The 12,824-nt window shown below is 50.3% G+C and carries 11 protein-coding genes; 4 read left to right on the top strand and 7 right to left on the bottom strand.

Annotation, left to right across the window (positions count from 1 at the left end):
* Nucleotides 1–6: 6 nt before the first annotated feature.
* The 3 genes from FHS77_RS03570 to FHS77_RS03560 form a co-directional block, all read right to left on the bottom strand.
* Entirely contained in the window at nt 7–807 is an 801-nt protein-coding gene (locus tag FHS77_RS03570; RefSeq protein WP_184220110.1) for a ribonuclease T2 family protein, read from the bottom strand.
* A gap of 5 nt (nt 808–812) precedes the next feature.
* Nucleotides 813–1,289: a phage portal protein gene (locus FHS77_RS03565; RefSeq protein WP_246431209.1), complete on the bottom strand. Its 477-nt coding sequence runs from the start codon at nt 1,287–1,289 to the stop codon at nt 813–815.
* A 116-nt stretch (nt 1,290–1,405) separates the two neighbouring features.
* The gene (locus tag FHS77_RS03560) at nt 1,406–2,278 is read right to left on the bottom strand and encodes a 23S rRNA (adenine(2030)-N(6))-methyltransferase RlmJ (RefSeq protein WP_184220108.1); all 873 of its coding nucleotides are present in this window, start codon (nt 2,276–2,278) and stop codon (nt 1,406–1,408) included.
* 143 nt (nt 2,279–2,421) lie between these two features.
* On the opposite strand from FHS77_RS03560, the gene FHS77_RS03555 reads away from it, so the two are divergent.
* Entirely contained in the window at nt 2,422–4,530 is a 2,109-nt protein-coding gene (locus tag FHS77_RS03555; protein ID WP_184220105.1) for a molybdopterin oxidoreductase family protein, read from the top strand.
* 82 nt (nt 4,531–4,612) lie between these two features.
* Here the strand turns inward: FHS77_RS03555 and FHS77_RS03550 are convergent, their stop codons facing one another.
* The 3 genes from FHS77_RS03550 to purM form a co-directional block, all read right to left on the bottom strand.
* Complete coding sequence (locus FHS77_RS03550; protein WP_184220102.1) at nt 4,613–5,143, bottom strand: DUF992 domain-containing protein; 531 nt, start codon at nt 5,141–5,143, stop codon at nt 4,613–4,615.
* Between the two features lie 163 nt (nt 5,144–5,306).
* A complete protein-coding gene (gene purN / locus FHS77_RS03545; protein WP_184220099.1) occupies nt 5,307–5,927 on the bottom strand; it encodes a phosphoribosylglycinamide formyltransferase in 621 nt (206 codons plus the stop codon).
* The gene (gene purM, locus FHS77_RS03540) at nt 5,924–7,003 is read right to left on the bottom strand and encodes a phosphoribosylformylglycinamidine cyclo-ligase (RefSeq protein ID WP_184220096.1); all 1,080 of its coding nucleotides are present in this window, start codon (nt 7,001–7,003) and stop codon (nt 5,924–5,926) included. Before purM ends, purN begins: the two co-directional genes overlap by 4 nt.
* 445 nt (nt 7,004–7,448) lie before the next feature.
* On the opposite strand from purM, the gene FHS77_RS03535 reads away from it, so the two are divergent.
* Nucleotides 7,449–8,579, top strand: coding sequence for an AI-2E family transporter (locus tag FHS77_RS03535; protein WP_343060950.1), 1,131 nt, complete (start codon nt 7,449–7,451; stop codon nt 8,577–8,579).
* An 18-nt stretch (nt 8,580–8,597) separates the two neighbouring features.
* A complete protein-coding gene (gene hdaA / locus FHS77_RS03530) occupies nt 8,598–9,347 on the top strand; it encodes a DnaA regulatory inactivator HdaA (RefSeq protein ID WP_184220091.1) in 750 nt (249 codons plus the stop codon).
* A gap of 60 nt (nt 9,348–9,407) precedes the next feature.
* Here hdaA and FHS77_RS03525 read toward each other — a convergent pair whose 3' ends face one another.
* Nucleotides 9,408–10,262: a hypothetical protein gene (locus tag FHS77_RS03525; protein WP_184220088.1), complete on the bottom strand. Its 855-nt coding sequence runs from the start codon at nt 10,260–10,262 to the stop codon at nt 9,408–9,410.
* 297 nt (nt 10,263–10,559) lie between these two features.
* Here FHS77_RS03525 and FHS77_RS03520 point away from each other — a divergent pair, with 297 nt between their 5' ends.
* On the top strand, nt 10,560–12,824 hold the full coding sequence (locus FHS77_RS03520; protein ID WP_184220085.1) for a sensor histidine kinase NtrY-like: 2,265 nt from the start codon (nt 10,560–10,562) through the stop codon (nt 12,822–12,824).

Below are 12,824 nucleotides of genomic sequence, written 5' to 3'. Positions count from 1 at the left end.
CTTTGTTTAGCGTGTGGCCGGAAGCGTGATAGACCGGCTGCGGCATGAGGCGCGATCAACTGCTGCACAAGACCGCAATTGCAGGTCTTTTGTCATGCAGATGCGCACTTCCTGTAAGTAGTTTTTCTTACAGGTTACAGAAATTCCGTTGTTTTTCATTGTCGGATTGTCGGCAATGAAAGCTTTTTCGATGAGAGCCGGATCGACACTACGTGTGGTGCTGACATTTTGCAGGCTTGGCGGAATGACAATCTTGTTAAATGCCTGCCGAAGCGTGGAAAAATAAGCCTCTTGGTTCAAGCCCGAACAGGTGCCGTGTTTGCGCCATTGATGGCGGACTAAACCGGCAGAAGGCATGATGTCATGTAGGGAGGCTGTAATCTGGCGAGGCACGTAATTGCGCTGTCTGGCATTGCTGCCGATTGCGCAATCTTTCGGATAACCATTTTCATTTTGTGGCCAAAGACCATGTACGAGAAACCCGTCACGTCGATTGATATTGCATTGTTCGCTATTTCCGCCTCTGCTATCTGTCGCGCAAAAACTTGGCGACCAAGAGAGCGAAAGCACATAAAAGTCGAAATTTTGTTGAGCTGATGGTGCTGGCAGACGATCTGAGGGCAGGCGGTTATTGTCATTTTGCGCCTTCGGGCGCACCAACGACCAGTCCGGCTTCAATACCGGTTCTTGTGCTTGCACAAAGGAGGTGCTGAGCAGTGCTGTGCTGATAAGCAAAAGACCGCCTTTCAAAGCGGTCTTGAAATGCCATGGGCAGGACTTCACCTGCTTGAGACGGCTGATAAGCATAAGGATTAAAGTCCGCGAGCCTTCAGAACACTGCATGAGGCATTATAGACATACCATTTGTCATAGCCATCAACGCAGAACTCGACATTGGAGCCGAGAGTGACAAAACCTTGGCGCTCTTCAACCAGATACCAGACTTTGCGCTGCTGGCCATCAGACATCACAGCAGTTGCATCGCAATAAGTGCGCGCGATCTGTGATGGATTGATCTTTGGCTCAAAACGCTTGAGACGAATGTCACCCATTGATGAAATGGCTGTCATTGGCATGTCAGGCACATGTTTGACCTGATAATCAAAGCGCGAAACAATATGCTTTAATACACTTTGCTGCGAACAGACAGAGGCATCAACGGCTACAGGTGCTGTTCCGATATAATCAGCAGCCTGAACTGGCATGACGGAAAGCCCGAGGAAAACTGTTGTCACTGCTGCCGAAGCGGTGCGTGCGAATTTCGTAACACTAAGTTGCATGCCTGACATGTACAATCCTGTTTTCCAATTTTGCAGTTAAGCAATCACTTATCCTGCCTGTCTTTATAAGGAGCGGGTTTGAAGAACCCTTTATCAGTCTATTTTGCGGCAGCTTAGCAAAATGATCAAGCGCCGTCACCTTCTTTGCGTATCCAGTTTAACCGGTAACCGGCACCTTTATCCTCACACAAAAGTTTTACCAGCATCGGCAGAATGAGTTTTAATTCCTTTTCCAGCACATAAGGCGGATTGACGATGATCATTCCGGTGCCGTCAAGGCGTGGCTCAAGCGATGGTGCGCGAATCGATAATTCAGCCACCATAATTTTCTGGATGCCGGTATCGTAAAGTGCCTGATGGAATTTCTTCACTTCGCGGTGATCTTTCACCGGATACCAAAGCGCATAAGTACCGCCGGAAAACTTCTTGTGCGCTTTTGCCAGATTGCTGACGAGGCGATCAAATTCACCGCCGATTTCAAACGGCGGATCAACCAGCACTACGCCTCGTTTTTCTTTTGGCGGCAGATGGGCACCCATCGCCAGCCAGCCATCCAGATGCGTGACACGAACCTGATAATCGCCATCGAAAAGTTTGGCCAATGTTTTCACATCATTCGGGTGCAGTTCAAGGGCCGACAAGCGGTCTTGCTTACGCAGTAAATGACGGGTCAGTAATGGCGAACCCGGATAATAGCGGATATCGGATGTGGTGTTTTCGGCTTTGACGGCATTGATAAACGGTGCGATCAGCGCAGTCGTTTCAGCATCAAGCTCATTATTGTCTACGGCTTCCATCAGGCGGAAAATGCCGGATTTCCATTCAATCGTTTTTGCAGCTTCCGGCCCCATCAGATCATAGAGGCCAATGCCTGCATGGGTGTCGATAACCCGAAAAGCGGCATCCTTTAATTTCATATATTCGAGGATGCGCGTCAGAATGATGTGTTTGACCACATCGGCAAAATTTCCAGCGTGATAAGCGTGACGATAATTCATGGGAGTGCTTGTTCCACGGCGCAGCATTTTCAGCAAGAGGTGAGTTGCGTGAAGGTGAATTTCAGTGCAAATAAATGACAGATTTCTCGTTTATTTAGCCGACTGCTTTTTATTCTCTTCCGTTTTACAGGCGATAACCCAAAATGGCACGCTCAACAGATATTCTGATTGCGCATTCTGCATGTCCGCATGATTGTCCTTCAACCTGCGCTCTGGATGTGGAACTGCTGGATAGTAAAACCATCGGCCGCGTCAGAGGCTCGAAGGAAAACACTTATACGGCCGGTGTTATCTGCGCCAAAGTGGCCCGTTATGCCGAACGGGTGCATCATCCTGACCGGCTGAAAAAGCCATTGATCAGAGCGGGTGCCAAAGGCGAAGCGGTGTGGAAAGAGGCTTCATGGGACGCAGCGCTTGATCTGATTGCTGAACGCTTCATCAAAGCGGAAGAGCAATATGGCAGCGAAACGGTCTGGCCATATTATTATGCAGGAACGATGGGGCAGGTGCAGCGCGATTCGATCAATCGTTTGCGTCATGCCAAAAAATATTCCAACCAGTTTGATAGTTTCTGCACCAATCTGGCATGGACGGGCTATTTTGCCGGAACAGGTAGTCTGACCGGGCCTGATCCGCGCGAAATGGCAAAATCGGATTGTGTGGTGATCTGGGGCACCAATGCGGCTGCCACGCAGGTTAATGTGATGACCCACGCGACACGCGCGCGCAAAGAGCGCGGCGCGAAAATTGTGGTCATTGATATTTATGCCAATGCAACTGTGCGACAGGCCGATATGGGCATTGTGCTGAAACCCGGCACAGATGGCGCTTTTGCCTGTGCGGTGATGCATGTTTTATTCCGCGATAATCTGGCTGATTGGGATTATCTGGAAAAATACACCGATGATCCGAAAGGGTTGCAGCAGCATCTGACGTCTAAAACGCCAGAATGGGCAGCGCAGATCACTGGTTTAACTGTTGCCGAGATTGAAGCCTTTGCGCATCTGATTGGCAAAACAAAAAAGACCTTTTTCCGGCTGGGCTATGGTTTTACCCGCCAGCGCAATGGTTCGGTTGCCATGCACGCGGCACTGTCAATTGCGGCGGTTACGGGCGCATGGGCACATGAAGGCGGTGGCGCTTTCCATTCTAATTCCGGTATTTTCAAGCTGGATAAGGCTGAAATTGAAGGTAAAAGCTTTAAAGATACTTCTATTCGCTCACTCGATCAGTCAAAAATCGGACGTATTCTTACCGGTGACAGCGAGGCTCTTTATAATGGCCCGCCCGTGACTGCACTGCTCATTCAAAATACCAATCCGATGAATGTAACGCCGGAGCAGCGTTTAGTGCGCCAAGGTTTTGCGCGTGAAGATTTGTTTACAGTCGTGCATGAGCAATTCATGACCGATACGGCTAAAATGGCTGATGTCGTTTTGCCGGCCACAACTTTTCTTGAGCATGACGATATTTATCGCGGCGGTGGCAATCAGTATTTATTGCTGGGGCCAAAGCTGATTGATGCGGTGGGGGAAGCCAAGCCAAATCTTTATGTTATCAATCAATTAGCTGATCGTTTGGGTGTCGGTCATTTGCCGGGCTTTAATATCGGCGAGCAGACATTGATTGACAATATGAATGAGAAAAGCGCCTTGCCGGATTTCAGCTATATGAAGGAATCGCGCTTTCTGGATTTGCAGCCGCCATTTGAAGAAGCCCATTATATCAATGGCTTTAAGTGGCCGGATGGCAAATTCCGCTTCAAACCGACATGGTTACAAAATGCAGCGCCTAATCGCCCGCCGGAAAGCATGGGCATTCAGGGCCCTTATCAAACTTTGCCGGAATGGCCTGATCATTGGGAGGTGATTGAGGCGGCTGATAAGGAACATCCGTTCCGGCTGGCAACTTCGCCTTCGCATAACTTTCTCAATTCGTCATTTACGGAAACACCAACATCACAAGCTAAAGAAATTCGGCCGCAATTGCTGATCCATCCGCTGGATGCGGCCGATCTTGGCATTGAAAATGGGGAGCGGGTGGAAATCGGCAATATGCGCGGTGAAGTGGTGCTGCATGCGACATTGCGAGAAGGCCAAAAGCGCGGGGTGGTGATTTCAGAAGGCTTGTTTCCAAACTCCGCCTTTGAGCGCGGCGAGGGGATCAATACACTGACCGGTGCCGATGCGTCTGCGCCTTATGGAGGCGCTGCTTTTCACGACACCAAGGTTTGGGTCAGGAAATGTGCCTGATTGTTAAGTGAACACATCCATAAAAAAGCCTCCGGCGAGCTATCACCGGAGGCTTTTTAATCGTGATACCTGAAAAGGCTGATTAGCCGTTATATTTCAGGCGGAAGTTGGTGACGCCAACTGCAAGGTTCAGACCCTTCTGACCCTGAAGTGAAATTGGCTGCAGGGAAATGGTTTTCCATGAACCGCCGGTCAGGATGTTTGTGCCGGCACCAACACCGATGGCTGCATTAGCCGATGCGCCAACATATGAGCCTTTCAATGCGCCTTCAGGGCGAACAGTTGGAGCCCAAACCGCCCAAGCCAGCTGGCCGCCATTAGTGAAGCCGATGTCGAGCCCGATTTTAGTGATCTGGCCGGAATATTGCTCAACTGCTGCACCGCGAGCGGCTGGTTTGAATGTGCATTCCAGCTCCTGACGGCTACCGATAATGACGCCGATACCAGGTGCTATATCGCAAGTCAGCATGCCGACCTGTGAGTAGGGCTGCGTGGTTGCACTGCGTGCAGGCTGAACATAGTCAGCTGCCTGAGCAACTGCACCCATTGCAAAGGTCATGCCAGAAACAGCGACAGCAGCGGCAATAAGTGAAGTCTTGTTTTGGGAGGACATAAGGTGATCCTTAAAATCTTGTGTCGTAAAAACTGCTCAAAGTCATTTTGGTCTCAATCTTTATAAAGACGAGGCCATCATTTCCTGTTGAGGCAATGCGTTTTTTTCACATAACTTTAAGGCAATATTTTGCAGGTTAAGACTTTATTAACATTTAAATAGCTCAAATACTGAGTATTTGTTGCCTTTCTGCATCAGTGGCAGAAGTAAATGTTCCATTGATAAAGTTCTTCAGGGCTAATGGGTAGATTTGATGCTCGACCGTTAAGACACGGGCGCCAAGTGAGTCTTTATCATCATCATGATAAACAGGCACTGCGGCTTGTGCGAGAATAGGGCCTTCATCCATCCCTTCAGTGACCAGATGCACAGTGCAGCCGGCAATTTTCATGCCTGCATCAATCGCGCGCTGGTGGGTATCAAGGCCTGCAAAAAGCGGCAGGATTGACGGATGAATATTAAGAATACGGCCAGTATAGGGCTTGATGAAATCAGCCGAAAGCAAACGCATATAACCGGCAAGACAGATGATGTCAGGGTTGAGAGCGGCCAGTTGTTGTAAAATGGCCTGCTCATGCTCTTGCTTGGAGGCAAAGTCCTTGCGGGCGAAAACATATGTTGTGACACCGGCGGCTTGCGCTTTGGCAATGCCGCCAGCTTGTGGTTTGTCGCTAAAAACCGCGACAATTTCGGCAGGATAATCAGGCGCGCTGGCAGCTTTAATCAGCGTCTCCATATTGGAGCCGCCACCGGAAATAAAAATGGCAACGCGCTTCTTGATCATAGTGCCAGTTTACCCTGATAAACAACGCCTTCAGCTTCACGCTTGACCATACGGCCAAGCTTGGCAACTTTTTCGCCCTGCTGTTCCAGGATTTTTGTCACTTCGTCGGCTTTTTCAGGTGTGACTACAACAATCATGCCGATGCCGCAGTTAAAGGTACGCAGCATTTCGTGCATTTCAACGCCGCCAACCTTGGCAAGCCATGAGAATACGGCTGGTACGTCAATGCTGGTCAGATCAACCTCGGCAGCCAGACCTTCCGGCAGAACGCGTGGAATATTGTCAGGAAAACCACCACCGGTGATGTGTGCTAATGCTTTGATACCATCAGAAGAGCGAATGGCTTCCAGCAAGGACTTTACATAAATGCGGGTAGGGGTAAGCAGTGCCTGTCCCAATGTTTCACCGGCTTTAAACGGTGCCTCGTCTTTCCAGCCAAGGCCGGAAAGTTCAACAATGCGGCGCACCAGTGAAAAACCGTTGGAGTGAACGCCGGAAGAGGCGAGACCGAGAATAACATCGCCTTCAGCAATATCACCACGCGGCAACAGATTGTCACGTTCAGCCGCGCCAACTGCAAAACCGGCCAGATCATAATCGCCGTCTTTATACATACCTGGCATTTCGGCAGTTTCGCCGCCGATCAATGCCGCACCTGCCTGACGGCAGCCTTCAGCAATACCGGCAACAATGGCAACGCCCTGTTCCGGTTCCAGTTTGCCGGTGGCAAAATAGTCGAGGAAGAAAAGCGGCTCGCCGCCCTGAACCACCAGATCGTTGACGCACATAGCAACCAGATCAATGCCGACAGTGTCGTGCTGGTCTGCATCAATGGCAATTTTCAGCTTGGTGCCGACGCCGTCATTAGCGGCAATCAGAACAGGGTCTTTGAAGCCTGCAGCTTTAAGGTCAAACAAGCCGCCAAAGCCGCCGATTTCACCGTCAGCGCCGGGACGACGGGTGGAGCGTACCAATGGTTTGATTTTTTCGACCATCAGATTGCCCGCGTCAATATCAACGCCAGCCTGCGCATATGTCAGTCCGTTTTGACCGGTTGGCTTGTTTGTCGCTGTCATGGGATGCTCCTGAAACAGGTTCGTTGCCGCACACTGGGCCGTCAGGCTGGTTATTCAGCAAAGGCACTTGGACGGTGTCTGATACGGAATTAAGGATTTCGCTTGGGCAAATGCCATGAGATGACTTTTCCTGCAAGTGCCATCAGCGTCGCAAGGCTATAAAAAGCGTGTTTAAACCCGCCGGCGGGCAAATTAAACACATTATGACACATATATGCATATGTTCGGATGCGATTAAGCATGCAAGCGTCAAAAAGAATATATATGGTGGGCACGATTGACGCGGAGTGCACGAAGCAGTCTAACTAGATCTTGCCAGTAATTTAAACCAATTGCCCATCGCCATTAACGGATTTCAATGAGCAAAGCACCTGAGACCACAGCAAAGAAACCGGCTCGCACACCAGCACGCGCAACCAGAAGAAGTGCGGCACCCTTGCAAGGCATGCCGCCAGCTGAAATGGCAGGGATGATGCGCAAGCAGCTGACCTTCTGGATCGGCACCGTTTTGGTGTTTGTGCTGTTTTTGCTGATGTTCAGCTCAATCCTTCTGCCTTTCGTGGCAGGGATGGCGCTGGCTTACTTCCTTGATCCGGTGGCGGATCGATTGGAACGTTTCGGCATGTCACGACTGATGGCAACAATTGTGATCCTGTTGCTGTTTTTGGTGGTGTTGGTGCTGGCATTGATGATCATGGTGCCAATTCTGGCAACACAGCTTGCCGATTTTATCTCACGCTTTCCGCTTTATGTGACACAGCTTCAATCGCTGGTGGCGAATGAAGATTCGGCATGGCTGCAAAATTATCTCAACATCGATAGCAATGTTATCAAGGAAAACCTGAGTACTTTGCTGCGTCAAGGCGCTAGTTTTTTATCCACATTGCTTCAGTCCCTGTGGAATTCGGGGAAATCTCTGGTCGATATTGCAGGGCTTTTTGTGGTCACTCCGGTAGTTGCTTTCTATATGCTGCTAGATTGGGACCGCATGATTGACAGTATCGATTCATGGATACCGCGCGCTCATCTGGAAACTGTGCGCGGCATCGCGCGTGAAATGAATGACGCTGTGGCCGGATTTATCCGCGGTCAGGGCACATTATGTTTAATTCTTGGCACTTACTATGCGGTCGGTCTGACGCTCACAGGGCTCAATTTTGGCCTTCTTATCGGTCTTTTTGCCGGTTTTATCAGCTTTATACCTTATATTGGCTCATTTGTCGGGCTGGCGCTGGCCATCGGAGTTGCACTGGTTCAGTTCTGGCCGGATTGGGTAATGGTCACCGTGGTGGCCTGTGTGTTCTTTGTCGGTCAATTTATTGAAGGCAATATTTTACAGCCTAAACTGGTTGGTTCGTCTGTCGGCTTGCATCCGGTATGGCTGATGTTTGCATTATTTGCCTTCGGTTCGCTGTTCGGCTTTACCGGAATGCTGGTTGCAGTGCCTGCCGCTGCTGCTGTAGGTGTGCTTGTGCGATTTGCTTTGAACAGCTATCTCCATTCACCAATGTATGATGCTTCGCTGATAGAACAGCAGGCTCCTGCAAAAACAGATGTAACCACTGCTAAAAACTAAGGACAACCGGCATTTAACATGAGTGAGGCGCGACCACGGCAATTGCCGTTCGAATTGAAACATCAGCCTGGTTATGAGCGCGATAATCTCATTGTTGCGGGCTCGAACCGTGCTGCCGTGGATTTGGTTGACCGCTGGCCGGATTGGGTGGCGCCTGTGGTTATTCTGGCGGGGCCGACCGGCTCGGGTAAAACACATATGGCGCAGGTCTGGCAGGAAAAAACCGGAGCTTTGCTGGTTGATCCGTCCAATATCAGTGCCGACATTCAGGAGCGTGCCAGTATTCAGCCGATGCTGATCGAAGATATTGGTGACGTAACCTTGGATGAAACAGGTTTGTTTCACCTGATTAATTCGGTGCGCCAGCATGCGGCACAAGGGCCGGGGCCATCGCTTTTGATGACATCGCGCCTGTGGCCTGCTGCTTGGGGTGTAAAATTACCTGATCTTGCTTCGCGTTTGAAGGCTGCCACAGTTGTTGAAATTGCAGCACCTGATGACATGCTGCTCACTTATGTCATTCATAAGCTCTTTGCTGATCGTCAGGTGGATGTTGAACCTTATGTAGTGAGCTATCTGGTCAGCCGCATTGAGCGCTCGCTGAATGCCGCCATTCGTGTGGTGGATCAGCTTGACCGTGTTGCTTTGGAACAAAAAAGCCGCATCACCCGCATTCTAGCGGCGCAGGTTCTCAATAGTCCTGCCTTGGCCGATATTGTTTATAGCGGCGATAAAGACGATCCTGTGGAAAAACCAAGCACAAAATGATGAAAAAAAGGCACTCTTTGGAGTGCCTTTTGTTTATACGTAAGATTTAAGTGCTTATGCTTAGTTGCCGACATTGCTTTTTGGCACTGGATGGCTGGTTTCCGCTTTGGCAGCAAAAGGCATTGGCTTTACAGGCACTTGCGCTTTGATGGCGCCGGTGGTGAGCGGTGCAGATACTTGCGCATTCTGCTTGGCGCTTTTGTTCACGATTACCAGCATATCCTGATGCACCCAGCCGATCATATCAGTGGCCGGTACCACAACACGGTGCCATTTGCCTGTCTGGCCATAAGAGCGTAATTCGCGGCCTTTTTCGACTTCGCCCATTGAGGGAGATTTATCCCATGCGGTTTTATGTACGGTTAGTTTCTGTCTGGCATAAACCATTTTCGGCGTAGAGCCGGCACGGTTTTCGCCACGTGGCGGCAGGTTTTTTGTGGCAGAGGCTGGGGGTGTGATGGCTGCTGCCATTTGATTTGGTTTGGTCGCAGGCGTGGCTGTTTGCGTCGCAGTCTGCGGGCGAGCTGCCGGTTGAGGCGCGATCGTCACTTTGGTTGATCCAAGGCCGATTTCTGGACGAGGTATCGGCGCGGTAGCAGTTGCGCGGCCTGTTACTTTTTCTTCTGCGCGATTGGGGCGGGCAGGTTGCTTTACCGGTTCTTTAACCTGAGTGCTGGTTGCCTGTCTTTGTGGGGGCGTGGTTGCGCGGCTGGTGTTTGATGTACCATTAAAAAGATTCGAAATGGCAGTTTGCGGACTTTTGTGCTGTGACGCTGCCCAGATGCTGACCGCGCCTAGCGCAACAATCGCACCAAGAGCCAGAACCGACGCAACTGAAGCCCCGCTGTTCTTTTTTGCTGATGTGCGTTTTCTTGCGCTTGAAGCCGTGCGTGGTTTGCGTTTTGCCGTTGCCATGAGAAATCCTGTTCTCTCTTTTCAGTTCTTCTCTTTCAATGACCGTCATGTCAGTCGAATCGTGTTGAAAGCAGATTAACTGGCTTTCCTTGGGATTTGGTTACTTTGGTTTCACACGCGCTTTGTGAGTGTCATAGCTGTTGAAAGCATATGCTGCTGAACGGCGTAAATTTGGTGATATTTTTTATTAGTCAAAATGCGCAGTTGCATTTTCGCCACAATGCGTTGCATGAATGCAACTTAGTCTTTTAATATGATTATAGAACAGTAACGAATCTGATCGGAACAATTTTCGAGATGAATGAAACGTCGCCCGCAATTCAAGGCTCTGCCGCAAATGGCAATGACTATGCCGAGCCACGCCGTTTATTGGCTTTGCCGGGGCTGATTACTGTAGTCGCAGCCCTTGTAACTGCAACGCTTTCTTTTGCTATATTAATTGGCATTACCCCGATTAATCCGGATCGAATTGTTACGCTGACACTGACCGTGATTAATGTGGCATTGATTGCCTGTTTGATCGGCCTGATCTGGCGCGAAATTTACCGTATCATTCTGGCGCGCCGTCATGGCCGCGCTGCCTCGCGGCTTCACGTGCGCATTGTGGCACTTTTCTCATTGATTGCCGCTGTTCCGGCGATTGCGGTAGCAATCGTGGCGGCTGTGACCCTGAATTTAGGGCTTGATCGCTGGTTTGATACTAATACCCGTGAGATTGTAAATTCATCTAACAGTCTGGCAAAATCCTACATCACCGAAACTGCGCGCAATTTGCAGGGCACATCCTATTCGATGTTGCAGGATCTGGATGCACAGCGCACGCTTTATAGTTTGGATCGCTCCGGTTTTGTGCGGCTGATGTCGTTGCAGGCACGTGGTCGTGGGCTTTTGGGTGCCTATCTCGTACGCGAAGACGGCAGTGTGATTTTGGAAACTGAACTGGGTGGCGAGCGCTCGCTTCCGCCAGCGCCACAAGATGCACTGCAAACGGCATCAGATGGCAAGCCAGTGATTATTCCGCCGGGAACCAGCCATTTTGTTGGTGCGATTATTAAGATGAGCGCCATTCCGGATGCTTATCTTTATACAATTCGCGCAGTGGACGGTGAAATTATTGATGCCATGCGCCTGATGGAGGCCAATGCCGAGCGTTATAGCGCGATGGATTCCAATCGTTTGGCAACCCAAATCGCTTTCGCTTTGCTTTATTTCGGTTTGACGCTGATTGTGTTGTTGTCGGCAATCTGGACAGGGATTGCCGTGGCCGACCGTCTTGTGCGTCCGATCCGCTTGCTGATTGGTGCATCGCAGGATGTGGCGGCAGGTAATCTGGAAGTTCGCGTGCCGGTACAGGCAACCGATGGCGATGTGGGTGCATTGGCCGGTACTTTCAATAATATGGTCGCCGAGCTTAAAAGTCAGCGCAATGAGCTTTTATCGGCAAAGGACCAGATTGATGAGCGCCGTCGTTTCTCGGAAGCTGTACTTTCAGGCGTTACCGCTGGTGTGATCGGTATCGATCCGGATGGGGTGATCACGATCATCAATCCATCGGCTGAGCATATGTTTAAAGTCTGCGCGCAGGATTCCATTGGCAAGAACCTTACGGGGCTTGCGCCGGAAATCGGGCAGGCTTTTGAAATTGCCCGCTCTACGGGTCGTGCAGTACACCGCGAGCAGGTGACGATAACGCGTTCAGGCTCGGCACGTACCTATAATGTGCAGATCACTGTGGAAGATGCGAGTTTCGACGATCATTCTTATGTGGTGACGGTTGATGATATTACTGATCTTGTGCAGGCGCAGCGCTCAAGCGCATGGGCGGATGTGGCACGCCGCATTGCGCATGAGATCAAAAATCCGCTGACACCGATCCAGCTTTCAGCTGAACGTATCAGACGCCGCTATGGGAAGGTCATTACCGAAGACCGCGAAGTTTTCGATCAATGTATCGAAACTATCGTGCGTCAGGTGGGTGATATTGGCCGCATGGTCAATGAGTTCTCTGATTTTGCCCGTATGCCGAAGCCGGAAATGCGCGAGCTTGATCTGCGTGATCCGTTGCGTGAAGCATCGTTCCTGATTGAAGTCAGCCGTAACGATATTAAATTTACCAATGATTTTGGCTCCGAAAAGCTGCTTGGTTCTTTCGACAGCCGTCTGATGGCGCAAGCCTTTGGTAATATTATCAAGAATGCCAGCGAGGCGATTGATGCAGTTGCGCGTGATGAAAACTATCAAGGTCACATCCTTGTGCGCTCTTATAAAGAGGATGCACAATTAATTGTTGAAGTCAGCGATAACGGCAAAGGTTTGCCGGGCGATGATCGCCAAAAGTTGCTGGAACCTTACATGACAACCCGCGAAAAAGGCACAGGGCTTGGTTTGGCTATTGTGCGCAAAATCGTGGAAGATCATGGCGGGCATATGGAATTGCACGATGCTCGGCCAGATTTTTATCAGGGTCGGGGTGCGTTGATCAGAATGGTTTTTCCCGTGAGCGAAAGCTTGCGTGAAGCTGAGGCCGTAACAGAACAGTCAGAAGCTGAGCAGGTGAACTAA

It is taken from the genome of Paenochrobactrum gallinarii (assembly GCF_014205685.1).
Classification (GTDB): Bacteria; Pseudomonadota; Alphaproteobacteria; order Rhizobiales; family Rhizobiaceae; genus Paenochrobactrum; species Paenochrobactrum gallinarii.
This window is presented reverse-complemented; position numbering and strand designations above follow the sequence as displayed.